The sequence below is a fragment of the Pseudonocardia sp. NPDC049154 genome, assembly GCF_040648315.1.
Lineage (GTDB): Bacteria > Actinomycetota > Actinomycetes > Mycobacteriales > Pseudonocardiaceae > Pseudonocardia.
The window spans coordinates 1-23,252 of record NZ_JBEZDN010000127.1 but is presented as its reverse complement, the minus strand read 5'-3'; the positions used below and the strand labels follow the sequence as shown (position 1 = coordinate 23,252).

Sequence of the window (23,252 nt, the reverse complement as noted above, 5' to 3'; positions counted from 1 at the left end):
GTCGACCTGTTCATCGGGTTCCTCGACGGCTCCCTGCACACCCGCACCGACGACCAGATCACCGAAGCCCTGCTCGCCAGCCACACACCCCGCCCAGCCGACGCGGCCCACCGTCGCCCGTCCCGCCGAGAGGGCCCGGCGCGCGCCACCGCGACTGGTCGCAGCGGTGGACCGGGGGCACCTGCCGGCTCAGGAAGGCCGAGGTCGGAGGAGCCCGACACCGACACGCACAGCACCCGCGACCTCGTCCGCGCCCACCAGAGCGCACCCTGGCGCTACGCCCTCCCCGACACCGACGGCCGACTCATCCACGCCGGCACACTCCGCCGGCGACCCACCGTCGACGACATCGCTCCCGCCACGACGACCGCCGACGCACGAGCGGCAGCGCACACGCCGATCCCACCCGCCGACCCCGCCGCACCGGGACTGGTCGACCTGCTCGTCGACGCCACACTCCTGCAACACCTCACCACCGACCCCGCAGCCGTCCCGCCCTCCTGGCGACCGGTCCTCAACGAGATCACCAACTCCCGCGGACGGCCGCTCGACGACGCCCCGGGCGACCGGTTCCCGCACGCCGCGTTGCGCCGCCACGTGGAGTTCCGCGACCGCACCTGCACCTTCACCGGCTGCCTCGCCCCCGCGCACCGCACCGACCTCGACCACACCCGCGACCACACCCGCGACCACGCCCACGGCGGCCCCACCACCGCCGACGACCTCGGCCCGGCCTGCCGCCACGATCACGGCCTCAAACAACGCGGCTGGACGCTCACCCAGCCCGAACCCGGCGTCTTCGTCTGGCGCAGCCCCCTCGGCCGCGAATACCGCACCCGAGCCGACCCCCTGCTCCCGCCACCACCCCCACCGCTCCCCGTCAGCGACGAGGACGACGCCTGTTGCGCCGACCCCCTCGACGACCTCGACCGAAGCCAGCCCCTGATCGTCTGGCGACCCGCCACCGACGACCACGACGACGAACCCCGACCCCCACCGCATCCGATCACCGAACTGGACGATGAGCCGCCGTTCTGACAGCCCGCCTTCACGGCGGGCCGTCGCTCCGGCCTGCCCTCGAGGCCCCGGGACCATGTCGGCGCCTCGCAACACCCGCGACGGACGCGGCCGTCCAGCCCTACCCCGGCGCCCCGTCCGCGATCCCGGCCAGCCGCACGCGGACGTCGACCGACGGCTCGGGCTCACCGGGCGACGCGGCGAGGACCCGGGAGGTGTCGTCCCGGAGCCCGTCGAGCCAGACCCGCAGGTCGGCGAGGTGGTAGAGGTCCACGCCGAGGTCCGTGGGCCAGGCCAGGTCCGGCGGCGGCAGTGTCGGCGCGGTGAGGGCCGTGCGGTCGCGGCGGGCGAGGCCGAGGGCGACGTGCTCGAAGCGGGCGGCGACGTCGGCGGCGGCCAGGTCGAGCGGGCCGACGCAGGTGAGGAGCCGGCCGGTCGGGCACTCGCGGACCAGCGCCTCGGCGCCGCGGACGGCGTGGTGCCCCGCCACGAGGGTCGCCTGCCAGTCCACGACGCCCGGGCGCGGGTGCCGTTCGCTCTGGTACAGCGCGAAGGAGGCCTCGGCGAGGCGGCCGGTGCGGCGGGCGCGGGGCAGGGCGTCGGCGGGGCGGGCGCCCTCGGCGACCACCCGGACCGTCTCGCGGACCACGCCCGCGGCGTCGGCGAGGAACTCCGCCGCGGCGCGGTGCAGCTCCCCGCTCCCGCCGCGGGGCCAGGCGATCAGGCCGATGACCACGCCGATCGCGGCGCCGACGGCGACGTCGAGCAGGCGGGCCTCGGCGAGGTGCCAGTCCGCCGGACTGACCTGGGCGAACACCAGCGAGATGACGAGCGTGAACAACGCCTGCGCCCAGCCGGGCCCGAGCAGCGGCCCGGCCGCGAAGCCGACGAGCATCACGAAGGGCAGCAGGATCGCGTAGGTCGTCGGCGGAACGCCCAGCACGAGCAGGCCGGCCGCGATGAGCGCGCCGATCGTGGTGCCGATCAGGGCGGGCCGGAGCAGGGCGCGGGTCTCGGCCGCCGTCGTGCGCAGCACGGTGAGGATGGTGAGCAGCACCCAGAACCCGTGGGAGAGGTCGAACAGCCCGGCCAGCAGCCGGGCGACGGCAAGGGCCACGGCGAGCCGGAGGGCGCCCTGGAAGTAGACCGACCGCGGGGTGAGGTGCTCGCGCAGCCGGTGCCAGAGCAGCGCCCACTCCGGCTCGTGGGCGAACCAGAAGACCCCGGGCCGGGCCGAGGCCGGCGTCCTGTCGGGCGGGATCGGTGCGCCCCCGGCCACCCGCAGCGCCGTGACCAGGGTCTTCGTCCACTCCCCCAGCTGCAGGGCCATCGAGCCGAGCCGCAGGCGTTCCGGCGGGATGCCGTCCGGCGGGACGGCCGCGCGGGCCGCCCGGAACTCGCGCAGCGCCGCGGCGATCCGGTCCGTGTCCGGGAGCTCGCCCTCACCGCGCAGCCACGCGGCGGCGGCCGCGGCACAGCCGGACACCACGCGCAGCAGGGCCGCGGCGGCGGGCAGGTCCGGGGCGTCCCGGTCGTCGGCCAGGGCGAGGTCGGCGGTCCGCCCGAGCAGCAGGCGCGCCGTCCCGGCCGCCGTGGCCAGGGCGTGGTCCCGGCGACCGGCCGACGCCGGGGCCTGGCCGGGCGGCAGCTGCGAGGGCCGGAGGGCCTCGGCGGCGTCGACCGCCTCGGGCAGGAGGGCCTCGAGCCGGTCCCGGCCTCGACCGGACCAGGCGTCGGCCACGGCGTCGAGACACCCCGCGAGCCCGCCGACGGCCGCGGCCAGCCGGTCGGTGTACGGCGGCGGGCTGCGGTCGGGCCAGAGCACCAGCTCGGCGGCCGTCAGCAGCACCACGGCGAGCGCGAACCCCGCGATGCGCCAGCCCAGCGAGCCGGGGTCGAACGGCGGGAAGCACGGGAGGATGTAGAGCAGCTGCGTCCCGGCGGCCAACCCCACCAGCCGCGGGCCGCCCACGCCCACGTAGCTCACCGCGAAGCCCAGCACGAACATCCCGGCCGTCGCGGCGACGAGGTCGAAGGACAGCAGCGTGCCGAGGGTGATCAGCACGGCTCCGACGGGCAGCATCGCCAGGAGCGTCCGCGCGCGGCGGGGCGGCGGGCCGGGGATCTGCGAGAGCGCCCCGAGCGCGACGGCCCCGAACAGCGCGTACGCGGCCATGTCCGGCTCGCCGAGGACGTACCGGCAGACGTAGAACCCCAGGCACGCGACGACCGTGACGCGCGCGGCCCGCCGGACGGCGACCAGCCCGGGGTCGTGACGGCGCAGCCACGCCCCCGGTGAGGTCATGTGCGGCATCCTGCCCCGCACACCCGCGGGTGTCAGCCCTGCAGGTGCCCGAGCTGGCGGAGGATCGCCATGTTGTCCCAGGTGACCCACCACTCGGCGATCTTGCCCTCGGCCAGCCGGAACACGCACCCGAAGCTGAACTTCGCGTACTTCCCGGTCGCCGGGAAGGGGCCGAAGTCGCCCTCCTGCGTCCCCTCGTAGGTCGCCCAGAGGCCGACCATGTCCCCGTCGACGACGATGTGCTCGAAGGTCTGCTTGTTGTCCGGGAAGACCGACGCGTCGAACCGCAGGAAGTCCTTGAGCTGGTCCAGGTTCGTGACCACGGAACCGGGGGTCGCCTCGCAGTGCCGGACGACGTCGGGCGCGATGATCGCGTCCAGGTCGTCGAGCCGGCGCTCGTTCATCGCGGCCTCGAAGCGCCGCATCAGGTCCTTGGTCTCGCCCGGGGTCAGCACGCGTGGACACCTCCGTGGTCGTCGTCGACCGCGGGCGTTCGGAGCGGATCTCGCGAACGTTACGAAAGGGGCGGTTGGGGCACGATGTTCCGCCGGTCCCTGAGCCGCTTGGGCCAGTAGTGCTGGACCGCGGCGTTGAAGTGCGCGCCCAGCACGATCGCGAGCCCGATGAAGAACGCGGCGAGCAGGAACGCGATCGGCGCGGCGAGGGCGCCGTAGGTGTAGCCGGTGGTCGTGAGCCAGCTGATGTAGACCCGCAGCCCGGTGACCCCGGCCAGGAACACCACGGCCGCGAGCAGCGCGCCCGGCAGCCCGCGGTGCCAGGGCGGTTTCGCCGGGAGCGCGAGCTTGTAGAGCGTGGTCAGCGCCAGGACCAGCCCGAACCCGAGCACCGGGTAGTACAGCCAGCCGATCAGCGTGACGGCCGGGTCCTGCCAGGAGGCGGGCAGCAGCTTCGGCAGCCGGTCGGGGCCGAGAGCCAGCAGCGGCAGGGAGATGATCCCGCCGATCAGCGCCACGATGTACATGAGCAGCGCCAGGGTCCGCTGCCAGACGGGGTTGCGGACGCCGTACTGGTCGTGCGCCCGGGTGATCGCGTCGACGAACGACGACATGGCCGACGACCCGGACCACAGCGAGATCACGAAGCCCAGCGACACCAGCTCGCTGCGTCCGGTGGTGAGCAGCGTCGAGACGGTCGGGGCGATGATCTCGTCGACGACGTTGCCGCTGAACACCGTGGACGCGCCGCGGATGATCTGTTGCTCGGCGAGATCGATCGTGTCGGGGCCGAACCAGCCGCCGATGTAGCCGAGGCTGCCCAGCAGCCCCAGGAGCAGCGGCGGCAGGGACAGCGTCTGCCAGAAGGCGGCGGCCGCCGACTCGCTGAAGATGTTGTCGTCCCACGCCCGGACGAGCGTGCGCTTCATCAGGACCCAGGCGCCGTGCCGGCCGTACGGCCGGGGGTCGCCGCCGGCCGTGAGCCGGACGGTCGGGGCGTCGGCCGGGGCGGGCTCCGTGCCGGGCGGGGTGGGCACCGGATCGGGCGGGTTCGGCGCCGGCGCGTCGGCCGGGACGGACTCTCCCGAGGCCGGGCCGGGCCCCCGGGTCCCCTCCGGGCGCGGGGGCCCACCGGGGTGCGCCTGCGCGCGCTCCCGGGACCGGCCCGCCACGTCCGTCACATCCCCAGCATGCGCCGACCTGCGCCGTCTGTCTCGTCCGGGTCCCGGCGCGTCCGGGGCGACTCCCCGGACTCGGTCCCGGGACCTGTCAGCCCAGGAGTTCGAGGATCTCCTGGGCGGCGAGCGTGGGCGTCAGCTCCCCGGTGCGGACCTCGTCGGTGAGCGTGGGCAGGCGCTTCTTCACCCCCGGGTCGCTGGTGAGCCGGTCCATGAGCTGGTCGCGGACCATCGCCCACATCCAGTCGACCTGCTGGTCGGCCCGGCGCGTCGCGAGCTCACCGGCCTTCTCCAGGGCCGCACGGTGCTCCAGGACCGTGCCCCAGACCTTGTCCAGGCCCTTCCCGGTCTGCGCGCTGCAGGACAGCACCTTCGGCCGCCAGTGCTCGCTCGCCGGCGCCATCATGTGCAGCGCCCCGGCGAGGTCCCGCGCCGCGGCCTTCGCCTCCCGCTCGTGCGGGCCGTCGGCCTTGTTCACCGCGACGACGTCGGCCAGCTCCAGGATCCCCTTCTTGATCCCCTGCAGCTGGTCGCCGGTGCGGGCGATGGTGAGGAACAGGAAGGTGTCGACCATCCCGGCCACGGTGACCTCGGACTGGCCGACGCCGACCGTCTCGACCAGCACGACGTCGTAGCCGGCGGCCTCCATCAGCACCATCGTCTCGCGGGTGCGCCGGGCGACCCCGCCGAGCGTGCCGGCGCTCGGCGAGGGCCGGATGAAGGCGTTGTCGTCGACGGCGAGGGCGGCCATCCGGGTCTTGTCGCCCAGGATCGACCCCTTCGTCCGGGTGGACGACGGGTCGACGGCCAGGACCGCGACCTTGTGCCCGTCCCCGGTCAGCCGGGTGCCGAGCGCCTCGATGAAGGTCGACTTGCCGACCCCCGGCACGCCGGAGATCCCCACCCGGGTCGCGCCGCCGGCGTGCGGCTGCAGCTCCAGGAGCAGCTGCTGGGCCGCCTGCCGGTGGTCGGCGCGCTTCGACTCGACGAGGGTGATCGCGCGGGCCAGGACCGTGCGGTTGCCGTCGAGCACGCCCTTGGCGAGTGCCGGGACGTCCGGCGGCTTCGGGGGCATCAGTCGCCGTGCTCCGACCCGGCCCCCGCGTGGTCCCCGTGCCCGAGGGCGGCGGACAGCTTGCCCAGCAGCTCGACGGCCGACTCCGCGATCACGGTGCCGGGCGGGAACACCGCCGCGGCGCCCATCTCGATCAGCTGCGGCACGTCGGCCGGCGGGATCACGCCGCCGACGACGATCATGATGTCCTCGCGGCCCAGCTTCGCCAGCTCCTCCTTCAGCTCGGGCACCAGCGTGAGGTGCCCGGCCGCGAGCGAGCTCGCCCCGACGACGTGGACGTCGGCCTCCACGGCCTGCCGCGCCACCTCGGCCGGGGTCTGGAACAGCGGGCCCACGTCGACGTCGAAGCCCAGGTCCGCGAACGCCGTCGCGATCACCTTCTGGCCGCGGTCGTGCCCGTCCTGGCCCATCTTGGCGACGAGGATGCGGGGCTGGCGGCCCTCCTCCTCGGCGAACCCGCCGACGAGCTCGCGGGCACGGGTGATCGCCGGGCTGGCCCCGGCCTCCTCGGAGTACACGCCGGAGATGATCCTGATCTGCCCGGAGTGCCGCCCGAACACCTTCTCCAGCGCGTCGGAGATCTCGCCGACCGTGGCCTTCGCCCGGGCGGCGTCGACGGCCAGGGCCAGCAGGTTCTGGTCGAAGCCGCGCTCCGACCCGTCCGCGATCGCCGCGGCCGAGTCGGTCAGGGCCTTCAGCGCCGCGTCCACGGAACGGGAGTCCCGCTCGGCGCGCAGCCGCTCGAGCTTCTCGATCTGCTCGCGGCGCACCTGCGCGTTGTCGACCTTGAGGACCTCGACGACCTCGTCGGAGTCGACCACGTACTTGTTCACGCCGATCACCGGCTGCCGGCCGGAGTCGATGCGGGCCTGGGTGCGGGCCGCGGCCTCCTCGACGCGCAGCTTCGGGATGCCGGCGTCGATCGCCCGGGCCATGCCGCCGGCCTTCTCGACCTCGGCGATGTGCCCCCACGCGCGGCGGGCCAGGTCGTAGGTGAGCTTCTCGACGTAGTACGAGCCGCCCCACGGGTCGATGACCTTGGTGGTGCCGGACTCCTGCTGCAGAAGCAGCTGGGTGTTGCGGGCGATGCGCGCCGAGAAGTCGGTGGGCAGCGCCAGCGCCTCGTCGAGCGAGTTCGTGTGCAGCGACTGGGTGTGCCCCTGCGTGGCCGCCATCGCCTCGACGCAGGTGCGGACGACGTTGTTGTAGACGTCCTGCGCCGCCAGCGACCAGCCCGACGTCTGCGAGTGCGTGCGCAGCGACAGCGACTTCGGGTTCTTCGGCGAGAACTGGTTCACGAGCTTCGACCAGAGCAGGCGCGCGGCCCGCATCTTGGCGACCTCCATGAAGAAGTTCATGCCGATCGCCCAGAAGAAGCTCAGCCGCGGGGCGAACTTGTCCACGTCCAGGCCGGCGTCGATCCCGGCGCGCAGGTACTCCACGCCGTCGGCCAGGGTGTAGGCGAGCTCGAGGTCGTTCGTCGCCCCGGCCTCCTGGATGTGGTACCCGGAGATCGAGATCGAGTTGAACTTCGGCATCTTCTGGCTCGTGTAGCTGAAGATGTCCGAGATGATCCGCATGCTCGGCTGCGGCGGGTAGATGTAGGTGTTGCGGACCATGAACTCCTTGAGGATGTCGTTCTGGATGGTCCCCGCGAGCTGCTCCGGCTTCACCCCCTGCTCCTCCGCCGCGACGATGTAGAGGGCGAGCACCGGGAGCACCGCGCCGTTCATCGTCATGGACACGGACATCTTGTCCAGCGGGATCCCGTCGAACAGCTGCCGCATGTCGTAGATCGAGTCGATCGCGACGCCCGCCATGCCGACGTCGCCGCCCACGCGCGGGTGGTCCGAGTCGTAGCCGCGGTGCGTGGCCAGGTCGAACGCGATCGAGAGGCCCTTCTGGCCGGCCGCGAGGTTGCGGCGGTAGAAGGCGTTGGACTCGGTGGCCGTGGAGAAGCCCGCGTACTGGCGGATCGTCCAGGGCTGGCTCGCGTACATGGTCGGGTACGGCCCGCGCAGGTACGGCGTGATGCCCGGATAGGTGTGCAGGAAGTCCAGGCCCTCGGTGTCCGCCGCGCCGTAGAACGGCTTGACCGCGATGCCCTCGGGGGCCTCCCAGGCCTCCGGACCGCCGGCCCAGTCGGCCGTGGGCGCCGCACCGGACGCGAGGTCCACCTTCGTGAAGTCGGGGATACTCATTTCGCCCCCTCCAGAGCGGCGTAGACGTCGTCGATGACGGCCAGGGCGTCGCACCCGGCGAACAGGTACCCGTCGACGCCGTCGTAGGAACCCTTGCCCGCGAGCAGGATGCGCGTGGCCCCGGCCTCGCGCAGCGCGGCGGCCGTGGCCTCGGCCCGCTCGCCGTACAGGGCGTCGGTGGAGCAGAGGACCGCGACCGGGGAGCCGGACTTGCGGAAGGCCTCGGCGACCTCCTCCGGCGACTCGGTCGGGCCGGCCTCCGGCCCGGCGATCCCGCCGGCCTGCAGGAGGTTGCGCGCGAACCCGGCCCGGGCGGTGTACGCCGCGAGCGGGCCGAGGGTGGCCAGGAACGCGGCCGGGCGGGCGCCCGTCTCGGCCAGGATCGCGTCCGACCGGTCCCGGTGGGCCTCGTAGGCCTCCGCCGGCCGGAAGAGCGGCAGGCCGCCGCGGGCCACGGGCTCCGGCAGCGGGGTGCGCTCGACCGGCTTCTCGTCGAGGTCCGGGAACTCGCTGACGCCGGTGAGCGGGGTCCGGCGGGTCGCGACGCCCTTCTCCCGCTTGGCCCGGACCTCGCCGACCTTCTCGGCGACCAGGCCGGAGTCCAGCGCGGCGACGGCGCCGCCCGCGGCCTCGAGCTCCTGGAAGAAGGCCCAGCCGGCGCGGGCCAGGTCGTCCGTGAGGTGCTCGACGTACCAGGACCCGCCGCCCGGGTCGATCACCCGGGACAGGTGCGACTCCTCGATCAGCAGCGCCTGGGTGTTGCGCGCGACGCGCCGGGAGAAGGGCTCGGCCTCGCCGATCGCGATGTCGAACGGCGGCACGGTCACGGCGTCGGCACCGCCGACACCGGCCGCGAACCCGGCGACCGTGCCGCGCAGCATGTTCACCCAGGGGTCCCGCCTGCTGAACAGCGTCGGCGAGACGACGGCGTGCTGGGCCTGGCCGGGGCCGTCGGCGCCGGACGCCTCGAGCACCCGGCTCCACAGCCGGCGGGCGGCGCGGAGCTTGGCGATGGTCGGGAACTGCTCGGCGGTGGCCGAGTAGCGGAACTCGAGCACGCGGGCGGCATCGGACACCGCGAGGCCGGCGCCGGTGAGCGCGCGCAGGTAGGCGACGCCGGCGGCGAGCGAGAAGCCGAGCTCCTGCGCCTCGGACCCGCCGGCCTCCTGGACCGGGGTGGCGTCGACGACCACGGCCCGCACCTGCGGGTACTCCCCCGCGACGCGGGTGGCGAGCGGGACCACCGAGTCGACGTCCGGTCCCGACCCGGCGCGGGCGCGCAGGCCGATCGGGTCGAGCCCGAGGGTGCCGAGCAGGGCGTCCTTCGCGACGCCGCGCTCCTCGGCCAGGGTCAGGAAGGCCTCGGCGGCCTCCGCGGCCGACTCCCCCGCGTCGAGCACGACCGGGGCGAGGTCGAGCACGACGCCGTCGAGCGCCGCGCCCAGCTCGGCCACGGGGATCCCGCCGGCGCCCACGGCGAGCCAGACCGACGAGACGCCGTTCTCGAGGTCGGCCAGCAGGGCGTCGTGCACCGCCGCCGCGGAGGGCGCCGCGTGGTGCTGGCGGACGTCCCACCCGTCCGGCACGTGCCCGCCGGCGCGGGAGCCGCGCACGAAGGGCAGCGCTCCCGGGACGCCGGTCGCGGGCAGGTCCGCGACGTCCTCGGCCGTGTAGAGCGGCTGCACGCGGATGCCGTCGGCGGTGTCCCAGGCGAGCTTCTCGACGCCCGCGCCGAGCGGCGCGTCCTCGCCGATGCGCCCGGACTTGCGGACGACGCCGTCGACCGCCGCCGCCCACTGGTCGCGGGTGGCGTCGGAGAACTCGGCCGCGAGCACCAGGTGCTCCGGCGGCTCCGGGGCGTTCTCGCTGAGCTCCTGCTCGTCCACCTGGTCGGTCGGGGCGTCCTGCGGTGCCCTGCCTGATGTCATCCGCGCAACTCCTCACCCACCCCGGCGAGCGCACACGCCGTGGTGCGTCGTCGCTACGCGGGGTTGTGCGGAGTCTAGTGACCGCCCGCAGGCACGGTCAGCCGTGACCGGCCGTGATCTCGGACTCTGATCGCCGCTGCTCAGGCCAGGGTGACGGCGTCGCCCGAGACGGTGACCGCCTTCTCGGGGAGCGGCTTCTTCGCAGGTCCCTCGGTCGGCGCGCCGTCGGTCACGGAGAAGTAGCTGCCGTGGCAGGGGCACACGATCTGGCCGTCCGCGACGGACGTCACCTCGCAGCCCTGGTGCGTGCACGTCGTCGAGAAGGCCTTGAAGAGCCCGGCGGTCGGCTGGGTCACGACGACCTGCTGCGCGGCCAGGATCACACCGCCGCCGACCGGGACCTCGGCGGCCTTCACGAGCGGGGCCGCCGCGCCGCCGGGCTGCGGCGCGGCCGTGCCGCCCGCCTGCGGAGCGGCCTCGGGCTCCGGGGCGGCCGAGTACGTGGCGCAGCCGGCCAGCGCGGCGCACCCGGCGGCGCACGTGCCGGCGAGGACGGTCCTGCGGTTCAGCAGGGCGGCGGTGGTGAGGAGCGCGGGACGGGAGCTCATGGTGGGTCTCCGGGGATCAGAAGGTCAGGCCCTTGGTGCTGAAGAACCACACCGAGGACGTGAGGAAGAGGCCGGTCAGCGCGACGAACACCAGGCCGCCGAGGACGGGCAGGGCCCAGCGGGGAGCGTCGTGCCTGGGGAGGACGAGCATCTTGGCGGCGAAGGCGCCGTAGAAGAAGCAGCCCAGCAACGAGTGCAGGAGCACGCGGAGGTTCGCGTCGGAGTAGCCGAGCGCGTAGAGGCAGTGCACCGCGACCGGGATGGTCAGCAGCACGGCCAGACGCCCGGACCAGCGGTGGACCGTCGCGGTCACGCGGCCGACGGGGCGGCGCTTCCCGATCCGCCCGTACATCCGCATCGACGTCCACAGCTGCACCAGGACCAGCACGAACGCGGCCGCGGTCAGCCAGCTCTTGGCCGCGAGCCCGCTGGAGAAGCCGGCCAGGTTGATCGCGGTGCCGGTGCCCTCGTGGACGCGGGCGTACACGCCGAGCCCGACGGAGATCGCCACGCCGACGACCGTCGGGACCAGAAGGGCGGCCGGCCGGGTGCCGGGATGGTCCGGGGCCTCGACGACGTCCGGGGCGTCCGTCTGCTCCTCGGCGTCGGGGGCGCCGTGGGGGTGCGGGCCGGGGTCGAAGCCGCCGAACCGGTCGAACTCCTCGAGCTCGTCGTCGTAGTCGGGCCGGTCCCAGGAGCGGTGGCCCCAGGTGGGGTCGGCCCAGCCGCCGTCGACGCTGTCGTCGCGCCCGGTCTGAGCGGGCACGGCGGCGAAGATCGAGGTGGTGGCCTCCTGCAGCCCCGGGTCGACCCGGGGATGGGGCTCCGCCGGGACGATCGGCAGGTTCGGGTCGGTCGGCGGATCGAACCGGCCCGGGTCGTAGTCCGGCCGGTAGCCGCCGGTGGCGGCGGCGGCCTCGGGATGGTCGGTGCCGGGATGGTCGGTGCCGGCCTCGGTGGCGGGGTCGTCGCCGAGGTCGGTGGCACCGGTGCGCGGGGAGCGGCTCACGGGGTTCTCCGGGGGATCGGGGTCAGGCGGTGCCGAGCTTCTTCAGGACGGCCCGGTCGGTGGCCGTCCCGGCCGGCGCGTCCTCGGGCTGTGCCGAGAAGGGCCAGCTCTTGTCGCCCACGGCGACGGTGCCGAACACGGCCTGGTTCGTCGCGTCGGCCGTCAGGTCGCCGTCGACGCCGCTGAGCTGCAGCTTCCCGCCGTTGACGGTGCCCTCGAACCAGGACTCGACCTGCTTGCCGTCGCAGACGTACGCGACGACCTTGTCCCCGTCGACGCCCATCGCGACGGTCACCTCGTTGCCGGCCGAGCGGCCGGCGAAGGCGGAGTCGGTGACGGCGGGGGCCGCCTGCTGCGGGGCCTGCTGCGGAGCCGCGGCCTCGGGGGCGGCCTGGGCCTGGGGAGCGGCCTGGGGGGCCTGCGCGGTGGGGGCCTCGGCGGGGGCGCCGTACCCGTCGGAGCCCGCCGAGCCGGACTGCGCGGTCGCGGTCACGGCCGGCTCGTCGGCGGGCCCGCCGGCCAGGACCGTGTTCACGGCGAACACCGCCAGGCCGACCGCCAGCACGGCGAGCAACGTCAGCATCGGGCCGCGTGTCCTCATCGGTTCACCTCGTTCATGGGGGAGCGTTCAGGAGGCAACACGGGCGCGGGCGGGAAGTGGTTCACCGGTTCGGGGAAAAAGTTGCGGTGAACCGTTGCCTCGGTGCGTCCGTGTCGTTGACGTGGACTTCGCTACCCTCACCGCGCTCCGCAGGGGCACGGGACCGCCGGTGGGTCCGGCCCGTTCCGCCCGCGGTGTCGTCCGTCGTCTCTCCGGGAGCGTGCATGGTCGGGTCGGGTCAACGGGCGCGGGGACGCGCCCGGGAACGCAGGGGTCCGCGGGACCCGGACGAGGCGCTGATCCGCACCGTCTACGCCGAGCACGGGCGGGCGCTGCTGGCGTTCACCACCCGGCTGCTCGGCGACCGGGCGGCCGCGGAGGACGTCGTCCAGGAGGTCCTGGTCCGCGCCTGGCAGCACTCCGACGTGCTGACCAACGGCCGCGGTTCGGTCCGCAGCTGGCTGCTGACCGTCGCCCGGAACCTGGTGACCGACCGGGTGCGGGCTCAGCGCGCCCGGCCGTCGGAGGTCGAGGAGGACGCCGCTCCCCCGGTCCCGACCGGCGACCACGCGGACCGGGTCGTCGACGCCCTCACCGTCCTGCCCGCGCTGGAACGGCTCTCGCCCGACCACCGGGACGTCCTGGCCGAGGTCTACTTCCGCGGCCGGACGCTGCCCGAGGCCGCCGAGGTGCTCGGCGTGCCCCCGGGCACGGTGAAGTCCCGCTCGTACTACGCGCTGCGCGCCCTGCGCACCGCGCTCGGCCCGACCGTGGAGGGGGTGCCGGGATGACGACCTGTGGCATCGACGGCGGCGAGCTGTCCGCACACGTCCTGGGGCTGCTGACCCCCGAGGAGAAGTCGGCGGTCGAGGCTCATCTGGAGGGGTGCGCGCAGTGCCGCGCCGAGTGGGAGGACCTGCGCGCCATGACGCGGACGCTCGACGAGCTGCCCGACGAGGCCCTGTTGGAGGGCCCGCCCGACAGCGACCTGGTGCTGCACCGGGCGCTGCGGGAGATCCGCGACGAGCGCGCCGCGGAGCGCCGCCGGCGCCTGCTGACCCGTGCCGTCGCCGCGGTGGTGGTGGCCGCGGCACTGCTCGGCGGCGGGATCGTCGCCGGGCGGGCGCTGGCCCCGTCCGCACCGGCCACCACCGTGGCGGCGGGCGCCCGGACCATGGAGGCGACCCAGGGCGCGGTCACCGCCGCGGTCACCGTCACCCCGGCCAACGGCTGGGTGCGGCTCGCGGCGAACGTCAAGGGCGTCCCGGCGGGTGAGCACTGCCGCCTCGTCGTGGTCGCCAGGGACGGCTCCCGGGAGATCGCCGGCGGCTGGGTGGTCCCGCCGCAGGGCGAGGCGGGCGGCGTCCACCTCGACGGCAGCGCCGGCGTCCCCGCCGACCAGGTCGCGGGCGTGGTGGTGGAGAACACCGCCGGGGAGAGGTACGCGGAGATGAAGGTCTGAGAACCCACCGGGCCCGACGCCGAGGCCCTTCGAACGAGGGGGCGATCCGCCGGTTCGCCTTCTGAGAGGTACCCCGGGGCCCTGCCTCCGCGAAAGGCCGGTCGCCGGGTAACGGCGGGCGGGGGCCGGGTCGAACGACCCCGCATGCAGACGCGGGCGGGGCCGGGGCCGCACGTACCCCGTGATCGGCGGGCCGGCCCAGGTGCGCGAAACGCCGTTGTCCGGCGCCGGACCGCTCCGGACGCTGCGACAGGCGGATGAATTCCCGTGGCCACGGTTGGCACCACGTCCGCACGTGGGCAGAGTCCAGGTGCCGATCCGCGGGGGGCGGTTCGGGGCGGTGGGATTCTCCTGTGAGGTTCCGGTGAGGTGCGCTCTCGGCCGTCCCGCTCGCGTCGTTCCCGCTCCTCCGGGCGCGCACGCGTCGCCCGATCCTTCCGTTCCCGGGGTTCCCGGGCGGCCGTGATGGTGCGCCACTGGCCCTTCGTGGGGCGCGCCGCGCAGCTGGCGCGGGTACGACGGATCCGGTCCGGCTCCGGCGGCCGGGCGGGTGTGGTGCTGGTCGGGCCGGCCGGGTCCGGTCTGACCAGGCTGGCCCGGGCGGTCCTGGACGCGGCCGCGGCGGAGGGCTGGACGGCGCGGTGGGTGATGGCGACGCGCTCGGCGTCGGAGATCCCCCTCGGCGCGCTCGCCCAGTTGCTGGTCGGCGCGGACCCCGTCGAGGGGCCGCAGGTGCTCACACAGGTCGCGGGCCACCTCGTCGCGGGCACGAACGGGCGCAACCTGGTCGTCGGGGTCAACGACGCCCACCTCCTCGACCCCGTCTCGGCGAGCGTGCTCCACCACCTGGCCGTGACGCGCTCGGCCTTCCTGGTGCTCGCGGCGCGCACCGAGGTGTCCGTCCCCGACCCGGTGTTCGCCCTGTGGAAGGAGAACCTGGTCGAACGCGTCGACGTCCACGAGTTCGACGAGGACGAGACGGCCGAGCTGCTGAGCCGGGTCGTCGAGGGCCGGGTGGGCCGGGCGACCGTGCAGCGGCTGCACACCCTGACCGGCGGCAACGCGACCTACCTGCGCGAGTTCGTCGAGGAGGGGCTGCGTTCGCGCGCCCTCTCCCCGGTCGACGGGATCTGGCGGTGGGAGGGAGCCCTGCGCCCGACCCGCCGCCTGAGCGATCTGGTCCGCGCCCGCATCGGGACGCTGCTCCCCGGGGAGCAGGAGGCGCTGGAGCTGCTGGCCTTCGGCGGCGACCTCGACGCCGACGGCCTGATGCGCCGCTACGACGCCGACCTGCTCGACCGGCTCGAGCAGCGCGGCCTGCTGGTGTCGCGCGCGGTGGACGACCGGGTGCGGGTGTCCCTCGCGCACCTCATCGACGGCGAGGTGCTGCGCTCGGCGACCTCGCCGCTGCGCGAGCGCGCGGTCCACCGGCTCCTCGCGGACACCTTCGACGAACCGGCCACGGAACCCCTGGACCGGATCCGGGCCACCTCCTGGCGGCTGGCCGGCGGGCTCCCGGTCCCGTCGGAGACGCTCGTGGCGGTCGCCCGGCGCGCAGCGGTGGTCGCGGAGCCGGACCATGCGGCCGCGGTCCGGGTGGCCCGCGCCGCCGTCCCTCGCGGGGGCGGCTTCGACGCGGCCCTGATGCTCGCCCAGGCGCTGACCGCGCTCGGGGAGCCGGCCGAGGCCGAGGAGGTGCTCGCCGGTCTGCCCGGGGACGGCGAGGAGCGACGGCTCCGGCTGGCGGTGCTCCGCCTGGGGATCCTGCAGTGGGGCGTCGGCGCGCCGGAGCGCGCGGCAGCGCTGGCGGTGGAGGCCGACCGGGCGTCCCGGACCGACCCGCGGCGCCCCGGGTCGCTCGTGCTGCGCGCGGCGGACCTGGCGTACTCGGGCCGCTGCGGCGAGGCGCTCGCCGCGGTCGCGCCCCTCCTCGACGACGAGGAGCGGCTCGGCCCGCTGGCCGGCCCGGCACGGGCGGTCGCCGCCGACGCGTGGTGCGGCACGGGACGTCACGAGGCCGCACTGGCAACGGCCGGGCGCGGTCGGGCGGCGCTTCCGGCAGCGGCGACCTGGACGGCCGGCTGGGGGCTCCCCCACCTGGACTCGGCGAGCTGCGGCGCGCTGGTCGGCCTGGGGCGGTTGGCGGAGGCGGAGGCGCTCGCCGAGACCGGGCACCGCCGTGCGGTCGACGCCCACCAACCCGTCGCCCAGGCCCTGTACGGGGGCTGGCACGGCATCGCGCTCGCCCGGCAGGGGCGGCTCGGTGCCGCCCTGGAGCTGCTGCACGACGCGGCGGGCACGGTCCGGGACGGCGCGTTCCCGTTCCTGGCCCTCGTGCAGGCGGAGATCGCCGAGGCCGAGGCGATGCGGGGGGACGCCGTCGCCGCGGCGGCGGCGCTCCGGCACGCCGAGCGGGCGGCGGAGGCGGTCGACGGGGCCGGCGAGGCGTCGGTGGTGCTCGCGGCGGCATGGACGGCGGCCGCCCAGGGCGGTGACGCGGTGACCCGCGCGCTGGACGCGGCCCGGCGGGCGCAGGCGATCTCCCAGCGGCAGGTCGAGCTGCAGGCGCTGCACGGGTGCGTGAGGTTCGATGCGGCGGAGGCGGCCCTGGAGCGGATCACCGAGGTGGCGGCGGGGGTCGACGGCCCGATCGCCCCCGCCTACGCCCGCCACGCGAGGGCGCTCGCCGCCGGCGACGCCCGCGCGCTCGGCGAGGTCGCGGACGTCTTCGCACATCACGGGATGCTGCTGCTGGCCGCCGAGGCCGCAGCCCAGGCCGCCCGCGCGCACGAGGCCGCCGGCCGCAAGGGCGCGTCCCGGCTCGCGGCCACGCGGGCACGGGAGTGGGCCGGACGGTGCGAGGGCGCCGCGACCCCGCCCCTGGCGTCGCTCGGTGCGGCCGGGGTGCTGACGTCCCGGGAGTCCCAGATCGCGACGCTCGCGGCCACGGGGATGACGAGCAAGGCCATCGCCGCCCAGCTGATGGTGTCGGTCCGCACGGTCGACAACGTGCTGCACGGCATCTACCGCAAGCTCGGCGTGCCCGGCAGGCGGGAGCTGGCCGTGGCGTTGCGGGCGGGGGTGGGCGAGTGAGGCCCCGGCCTCCCGGTCGAACCGAGGGGCGCGCATGAGTAGTCCGGTGCTCGTCGGGGCGCAGGGAAGTACCGGACTACTCACGACGCCGGACCCGGAACGCCCGGAGACTGCTGCCCGGCGACCGGCCGGTCGTCACTGCACGAACGACGAGCCAGGGACAGGCACGGGCAGGAGGGACCGCCATGGCCGACCAGAGCACGGGTGAGCACACCCGCAGCGGGGACGTCTTCGGGCACGAGCAGCGGGAGCACCGCGACGAACGGGAGCGGGAGCGCGACGAACATCGCGACCGCGAGCGGGAGGAGCAGCGCGAGCGCGAGCACCGGGAGCGGGAGCGCGAGGAGCACCGCGAACGCGAGCACCGCGAGCGGGAGCGTGAGGAGCACCGGGAGGAGCGGGAGCGCGCGGAGCACCGCGAGCGGGAGGAGCACCGGGACCGCGGAGAGCACCGGGGGCGGGAAGAGCACCGGGGGCGGGAAGAGGACCGGGACCGCGAGGAGGGGTACCGCGGGCGCGAGGAGCACCGCGGGCGCGAGGAGCACCGCGGGCGCGAGGAGCACCGCGGGCGCGAGGAGCACCGCGGGCGCGAGGAGCACCGGGATCGCGAGGAGCACCGCGGGCGCGAGGAGCACCGCGGGCGCGAGGAGCACCGCGAGGGGTACCGGGGCGAGCAGCACGACCGCGGGGAGCACGGGGAGTCCGGCCGGCACTTCGAGGGCACCCGGCGTGAGGGCGACGAGCACCGCGACCGCGACGACTACCGCGACCGGGACCGCGACGAGCACCGCGACCGGGACCGGGACGAGCCCCGGCACCGGACCGAGCACCGCGACGAGCGCCGTGACGACGATCGCCGCGACGACCAGCACCGCGACGACCAGCACCGGTACGAGCACCAGGGCGTCCGCTCCGGGCACGACGACCGCTACGACCAGGGCCGGACCGAGGATCGCGGCCACGAGGAGCACCGCGACATGGAGGGGTCGCACGACGTCGGGACCGAGCACGTCTGATCCGTGACCGGGAGGCGCGGTCCACGACCGCGCCGGGAGGGCCGCCGGGGGGTCGGCGGCCGGACCGGGGGGAGCATGATCCAGCAGCAGGGACCGAGCGCCGCGGTGCGGTACGCCCGCGAGACCGTGGACCTGGCGATCGACGGCGCCGACGCGTACCGCCGGGACGATCTCGTCGAGCGGCTGCGCGGCGCCCGGGACCTGCTGTCCGGATCCGGCGTCACCGTCTACGTCGTCGGCGAGTACAAGAAGGGCAAGAGCTCGCTGGTCAACGCCTTGTTGACCACCTCGGTGTGTCCCGTGGACGACGACATCGCGACGGCCGTCCCGACCGTCGTGCGGTTCGCGGCCGAGCCGAACGCCCGGGCCACCTACGAGCCGCCGGACGGCGACGTCGGCTCGCCGTGGACCGAGACGATCGCGTTCGAGCAGATCGCCGCCCACGTCGCCGAGGGCGGGAACCCCGGCAACCGGCGGCGCCTGCGCTCGGTGACGGTGGGCGTGGACCGGGCGCTGCTGGAGTCCGGGCTGATCGTGGTGGACACGCCGGGGGTCGGCGGGCTCGGGTCGGTCCGCAACGCGGTGACCGCGAGCGCGCTGCCCTCGGCGCACGCCGTGCTGTTCGTGTCCGACGCCTCGCAGGAGCTCACGGCGGCGGAGCTGCGCTTCCTGCGGACCGTGGTCGAGCTCTGCCCGACCGTCCTGTTCGTCCTGACCAAGACCGACCTGTATCCGCACTGGCGGCGCATCCTCGAGCTCGACCTCGCGCACCTGGCACGGGAGGGGGTGACGGTGGCGGCCTTCGCCGTCTCGTCACAGGTGCGGTCCGACGCGGCCGACGCGGCCGACGCGGAGCTGAACGAGGAGTCCGGCTTCCCGCCGCTCGTCCACCGGATCGACGACGTCGTCGAGGACGCGGAGCGCGTCGCGCTGCAGTCGGTGGGCGCCCACCTGCAGTCGGTGATCGGGCAGATCGTCCCCGCGCTCTTGGCGCGGGCCGCGGCGCTGGGTCGCCCGGAGGCCGTCGGCGACGTGCGGGCCGAGCTGGTCCGCGCGCGGGAGCGGGCGGACACCCTGCGCAGCCGCGGCTCACGGTGGCAGCAGGTGCTGTACGACGGCTTCGCCGACATCTCCTCGGACGTCGACTTCGATCTCCGGGTGCGCACCCGGGCGGTCCTCACCGAGGCGGAGCGGGCGATCGAGGAGGGCGATCCGGCCCGCAACTGGGACGAGTTCGAGAAGTGGCTGCGGTCGCGGCTGGCCGCGGAGACCCTGGAGAACTACGCGCGGTTCACGAAGGCCGCCGACGAGCTGGCGGACCGGGTCGCCGAGCACTTCGAGCTGGTCGAGAAGCAGATCCTCACGATCCGGGCGCCGGTGGGGGTGCTGGCGCAGCTCTCGATCGACACGACCGCGCTCGAGAGCCCGAAGAAGGTCACCGGGAAGATGGCGATCTTCCAGAAGACGTACTCCGGCTACATGATGTTCACGATGCTCGCGCATCTGACGACTCTGGTGATCCCCAGCCCCGTCGGCATCATCGCGGGCCTGCTGATGGGCCGCGCCGCGCTGGGCGAGGAGCGGCGCCGGGCGATCGAGAAGCGCCGCGCGGCCGCGCGTACCGCGGTGCGCCAGTTCGTGGAGGAGTTCTCGACGCAGGTGTCGAAGGACTCGCGGGACACGGTCCGACGGGCGCAGCGGGACCTGCGCGAGCAGTACACCCGGCGGGCCGAGGAGCTCCAGCGCTCGGCCGCCGAGGCGGTCGACGCCGCCCGCGAGGCGTTGCGCGACGACGAGGACGCCGCCGACGAGCTGCGCCGGCTGCAGAAGGACCTGCAGCTCTTCGCCACCCTCCGCACCCGCACGGAGCACCTGCTCGCGCGGACCGCCCCGGAGCCGGCCCGATGAGCGGGCCCGACGTCGCCCGGCGGGTCGCCGCCCTCGTCCGGGCGGCGATCGCCGAGTACGCGGGGAGCCCGGCCGAGCCCGAGCTGCGCGCCGTGGCGGACCGGCTCGCCGAACCGCTCCGCGTCGCGATCGCGGGCCGGGTCAAGGCGGGCAAGTCCACGCTGCTCAACGCGTTGGTCGGGCAGCAGCTCGCCGCCACCGACGCCGGGGAGTGCACGCGCATCGTCACCTGGTACGTCGACGGGATCACCTATCGCGTGGTGCTCCACCCGCGGGCGGGGCCGCCGCAGCAGGTGCCGTTCGGGCGGGTCCAGGGAGCGCTCGACATCCGGCTCGAGGGGGTGACCGCGGCGGACGTCGAGCGGCTCGTGGTCGAGTGGCCGGCCCCGGCGTTGCGGACGATGTCGCTGATCGACACCCCCGGGATGGGGTCGACCACCGGGCTCGGCGAGCGGACCGAGGCGCTGCTGACCCCGGAGGCCGAGCTCGACGCCGGCCCCGCCGAGGTCGACGCCGTCGTCTACCTGATGCGCCACGTGCATGGTGAGGACATCCGGTTCCTCGAGACGTTCCGGGACGGATCGCCCGACCGCAACGCGGTGAACACGGTGGGCGTGCTCGCCCGCGCGGACGAGGTGGGGCACGCCCGCCCGGACGCGCTCGACGTCGCGGGCAGGATCGCCACGCGCTACGCCGCGGATCCCCGGATCCGGGCGCTGTGCCGCACCGTCGTGCCGGTGGCGGGGCTGCTGGCGTCCTCCGCGGCGGCGCTGCGGGAGAGCGAGTACCGCATGATCGAGGTGCTGGCGCGCGCGCCGGACGTGGACCGGCTGCTGCGCACCGCCGATCGGCTGCGCAGCGCACCCTCTGACGTCCCGCTGCTGCCCGACGAGCGCGCCGCGCTGCTCGACCGGTTCGGCATGTTCGGGCTTCGGCTCGCCACCCGCATGGTCCGCGACGGCGAGGTCGGCGGCGCCGGCGACCTCGCGGCGGCGCTGGCGGAGGCCAGCGGCCTGCCGCTGCTGCGGGCGGTCCTGGCGGACCAGTTCGCCGCGCGCGCGGAGATCCTCAAGGCCCGGTCGGCGTTGATGGGGCTCGAGGCGGTGGTCCGGCGGTTCCCGCCGCCGGCCGGGTCCGGTCTCGCCCGCGAGGTCGAGCGGGTGCGTGCCGAGGCCCACGAGTTCGCCGAGATCGCGCTGCTCGACGCCGTCCGCTCGGGGGCGGTCCCGCTCTCCCCCGACGAGGCGGCCGCGGCCGAGCTCCTGCTGGGGGCGGCGGGAACGGACGCGCAGGCCCGGCTCGGCCTGACCGCCGACGCCGGACCCGAGCAGGTCCGCAAGGCCGCCGCCGACCAGCACCTGCGATGGCAGCTGCGTGCCGAGCACCCCGGCTCGTCCCGCGAGGTCGGGCAGGCGGCGCGGCTGCTGGTGCGCAGCTGCGAGGGCATCCTCGGCGAGCTCGGCCCCGGCTGACCCGGGGACCGGCGGGCTCGTCGTCGGGCAGGAGTGGTCGGGCATGAGTAGTCGGGCATGAGTAGTGGGGCCACGGCCGGCGTCCGGGGTGAGTAGCGCACTACTCATGACGGGTGCGGCGGTGGCCGGGAGGTTGACCGGGCGGGAGGCCGCGGGCCGTTGCCGCCCCCTGTGACGTCTGGAGGAGGCCCGGTGGGCTACAGCCTCGGAATCGACCTCGGCACCACCTACACGGCGGCGGCCGTCGACCGCCGGGGCGCCGTCGAGATGGCCACGCTCGGCGACCGCAGCGCGGCGATCCCCTCGGTCGTGCTCTGGCGCAGCGACGGCCCGGTCCTCACCGGGGACGCCGCGAACCGCCGGGCGATGATGGAGCCCGACCGGGTCGCCCGCGAGTTCAAGCGCCGCCTCGGCGACCCCACTCCGCTCGTCCTCGGCGGGGCCCCGCACTCGGTCGCCTCCGTGCTGGCCTCGCTGCTGCACGCCGTCGTCGACAAGGTCGCCGACCGCGAGGGCGGGCCGGCGGAGCACGTCGTCCTGACGCACCCGGCGAACTGGGGGCCCTACAAGCTCGAGCTGTTCGGGTCGGTGCCGCGGATCGCCGAGGTCGAGCACGTGTCGCTGACGACCGAACCGGAGGCCGCCGCGGCGCACTACGCGACGAACGAACGCCTGCCCGAGGGAGCGGTCATCGCCGTGTACGACTTCGGTGGCGGGACCTTCGACGCCACGGTGCTCCGCCACCGCGGCGGCTCCGGCTTCGAGACGCTCGGCGTGCCCGAGGGAGTGGAGGGCCTGGGCGGGATCGACTTCGACGAGGCGGTGTTCGCCTTCGTCGACCGGACCCTCGACGGGGCGGTGACGGCCCTCGACCACGGGGACCGGCAGAACGCGGCGGCGCTGCTCCGGCTGCGGCAGGAGTGCGTGCTGGCGAAGGAGACGCTCTCCTTCGACATCGAGACGATCATCCCGGTGCTGCTGCCGGGCCTGCAGACCGAGGTGCGGCTGACCCGCGCCGAGCTCGAGGAGATGATGCGGCCGTCGATCGAGTCGACCGTCCGCGCCCTCCGCCGGGCGCTGCGGACCGCGGCGGTCGAGCCGGACGACCTCCACGCCGTCCTCCTGGTGGGCGGCTCGTCGCGCATCCCGCTGGTGTCGCAGATGGTGTCCGAGGCGCTGGGCCGGCCCACCGCGGTCGACGCCCACCCCAAGCACGTCGTCGCGCTCGGTGCGGCGGCCCTCGCCGCGGCGTACGAGCACCCCGCCGGCAACGGGGCAGGGGCGACGGACACCGCGGGCCCGGCCGCCCCGACGGCGCCTTCACGTTCCGGCGAAGGCGTGGCGGTGGCCGACAGTGCGACGGCGGCAGCCGGCGGGGCGGCGGCGGGTCTCGCCGGTGTGTCCGCCGCGGGCCCCGCACCGGCCGAGGCCCCGCCGCCCGTCCCGCCGGCAGCGGGCACCTCGCCGGCCGGGGCTCCACCGCCCGTGCCGTCGCCGGCGGCTCCCGCCGAGGTCCGGGCGAGCGCCGTGCCCGTGCAGCCGACCGCGCCCGAGGCTCACGCCCCGGGCGTCCCGCCGTCCGGACCCGTGGGCCCCGGTCCGATCCCCGACCCACGCGCGGGAGGGGGCGGGGGCAGGGACCCGGGGAGCGGTGCCGGTGCTGGTCGGGACGACGGCGGCACTGCGGTGGCCACTCCCCCCGACACCGCGACAGGCCCGCCCGCCGGTCCCCCGCCCCTCGCCAAGCCGCCGAGCGGCCGCCCGCGCCGCCCGCTGCGGATCGTCCTCGCCGTCGTGGCCGTGATCGTGGTGTTGGCCGGGGCAGGGATCGGCGTGTACCTGCTCCGTGGCGGCGGCGGCGGCGCTCGAGGGACAGGTCGGACAAGCCGCTTACGCGGCGTCCAAGGGCGGTCTGGTCTCGTTG

Annotated in this window: 17 protein-coding genes; 7 read left to right on the top strand and 10 right to left on the bottom strand. The window is 75.4% G+C overall.

The genetic code is table 11. The features are described 5' to 3' along the window. Positions 1-1,038: HNH endonuclease signature motif containing protein (locus tag AB0B41_RS35930; protein ID WP_358211419.1), on the top strand; the 1,038-nt coding region annotated here is incomplete at its 5' end. 100 nt (positions 1,039-1,138) lie between these two features. Here AB0B41_RS35930 and AB0B41_RS35925 read toward each other — a convergent pair. The 9 genes from AB0B41_RS35925 to AB0B41_RS35885 form a co-directional block, all read right to left on the bottom strand. Then, complete coding sequence (locus AB0B41_RS35925; protein ID WP_358211417.1) at positions 1,139-3,322, bottom strand: FUSC family protein; 2,184 nt, start codon at positions 3,320-3,322, stop codon at positions 1,139-1,141. Between the two features lie 32 nt (positions 3,323-3,354). Beyond that, positions 3,355-3,777: an ester cyclase gene (locus AB0B41_RS35920; protein WP_358211416.1), complete on the bottom strand. Its 423-nt coding sequence runs from the start codon at positions 3,775-3,777 to the stop codon at positions 3,355-3,357. Positions 3,778-3,836: 59 nt separating this feature from the next. Next, complete coding sequence (locus AB0B41_RS35915) at positions 3,837-4,706, bottom strand: YihY/virulence factor BrkB family protein (RefSeq protein WP_358211421.1); 870 nt, start codon at positions 4,704-4,706, stop codon at positions 3,837-3,839. Between the two features lie 340 nt (positions 4,707-5,046). Further along, positions 5,047-6,030 carry a methylmalonyl Co-A mutase-associated GTPase MeaB gene (meaB, locus tag AB0B41_RS35910; RefSeq protein WP_358211414.1) on the bottom strand — a complete coding sequence of 328 codons (984 nt, stop codon included), beginning with the start codon at positions 6,028-6,030 and terminating at the stop codon, positions 5,047-5,049. Further along, entirely contained in the window at positions 6,030-8,231 is a 2,202-nt protein-coding gene (scpA, locus tag AB0B41_RS35905) for a methylmalonyl-CoA mutase (protein ID WP_358211412.1), read from the bottom strand. Before scpA ends, meaB begins: the two co-directional genes overlap by 1 nt. Further along, a complete protein-coding gene (locus AB0B41_RS35900; RefSeq protein WP_358211410.1) occupies positions 8,228-10,159 on the bottom strand; it encodes a methylmalonyl-CoA mutase family protein in 1,932 nt (643 codons plus the stop codon). Before AB0B41_RS35900 ends, scpA begins: the two co-directional genes overlap by 4 nt. Before the next feature lie 140 nt (positions 10,160-10,299). Next, the gene (locus tag AB0B41_RS35895) at positions 10,300-10,767 is read right to left on the bottom strand and encodes a Rieske (2Fe-2S) protein (RefSeq protein ID WP_358211408.1); all 468 of its coding nucleotides are present in this window, start codon (positions 10,765-10,767) and stop codon (positions 10,300-10,302) included. 16 nt (positions 10,768-10,783) lie between these two features. Further along, positions 10,784-11,776: a DUF6529 family protein gene (locus AB0B41_RS35890; protein WP_358211406.1), complete on the bottom strand. Its 993-nt coding sequence runs from the start codon at positions 11,774-11,776 to the stop codon at positions 10,784-10,786. Between the two features lie 22 nt (positions 11,777-11,798). Continuing rightward, positions 11,799-12,377, bottom strand: a complete 579-nt coding sequence (locus AB0B41_RS35885) for a hypothetical protein (RefSeq protein WP_358211404.1) — start codon at positions 12,375-12,377, stop codon at positions 11,799-11,801. A 224-nt stretch (positions 12,378-12,601) separates the two neighbouring features. Between AB0B41_RS35885 and AB0B41_RS35880 the strand changes: the two genes are divergently transcribed. The 3 genes from AB0B41_RS35880 (at position 12,602) to AB0B41_RS35870 (ending at position 16,932) form a co-directional block, all read left to right on the top strand. After that, positions 12,602-13,168: a sigma-70 family RNA polymerase sigma factor gene (locus AB0B41_RS35880; RefSeq protein ID WP_358211402.1), complete on the top strand. Its 567-nt coding sequence runs from the start codon at positions 12,602-12,604 to the stop codon at positions 13,166-13,168. Then, positions 13,165-13,839, top strand: a complete 675-nt coding sequence (locus AB0B41_RS35875; RefSeq protein WP_358211400.1) for a zf-HC2 domain-containing protein — start codon at positions 13,165-13,167, stop codon at positions 13,837-13,839. Before AB0B41_RS35880 ends, AB0B41_RS35875 begins: the two co-directional genes overlap by 4 nt. Positions 13,840-14,304: 465 nt before the next feature. Further along, positions 14,305-16,932: a LuxR C-terminal-related transcriptional regulator gene (locus tag AB0B41_RS35870; protein WP_358211398.1), complete on the top strand. Its 2,628-nt coding sequence runs from the start codon at positions 14,305-14,307 to the stop codon at positions 16,930-16,932. 80 nt (positions 16,933-17,012) lie between these two features. Here AB0B41_RS35870 and AB0B41_RS35865 read toward each other — a convergent pair whose 3' ends face one another. After that, positions 17,013-17,942 (bottom strand): hypothetical protein, encoded by a 930-nt coding sequence (locus AB0B41_RS35865; protein WP_358211396.1) that lies wholly within the window; start codon positions 17,940-17,942, stop codon positions 17,013-17,015. An 81-nt stretch (positions 17,943-18,023) separates the two neighbouring features. On the opposite strand from AB0B41_RS35865, the gene AB0B41_RS35860 reads away from it, so the two are divergent. The 3 genes from AB0B41_RS35860 to AB0B41_RS35850 all read left to right on the top strand — a co-directional run. Next, positions 18,024-19,856 carry a dynamin family protein gene (locus tag AB0B41_RS35860; RefSeq protein ID WP_358211394.1) on the top strand — a complete coding sequence of 611 codons (1,833 nt, stop codon included), beginning with the start codon at positions 18,024-18,026 and terminating at the stop codon, positions 19,854-19,856. Continuing rightward, entirely contained in the window at positions 19,853-21,328 is a 1,476-nt protein-coding gene (locus tag AB0B41_RS35855; protein WP_358211392.1) for a dynamin family protein, read from the top strand. The genes AB0B41_RS35860 and AB0B41_RS35855 overlap by 4 nt, the downstream gene beginning before the upstream one ends. 192 nt (positions 21,329-21,520) lie before the next feature. Beyond that, a partial coding sequence (locus AB0B41_RS35850) for an Hsp70 family protein (protein WP_358211391.1) occupies positions 21,521-23,252 on the top strand: 1,732 nt, incomplete at its 3' end.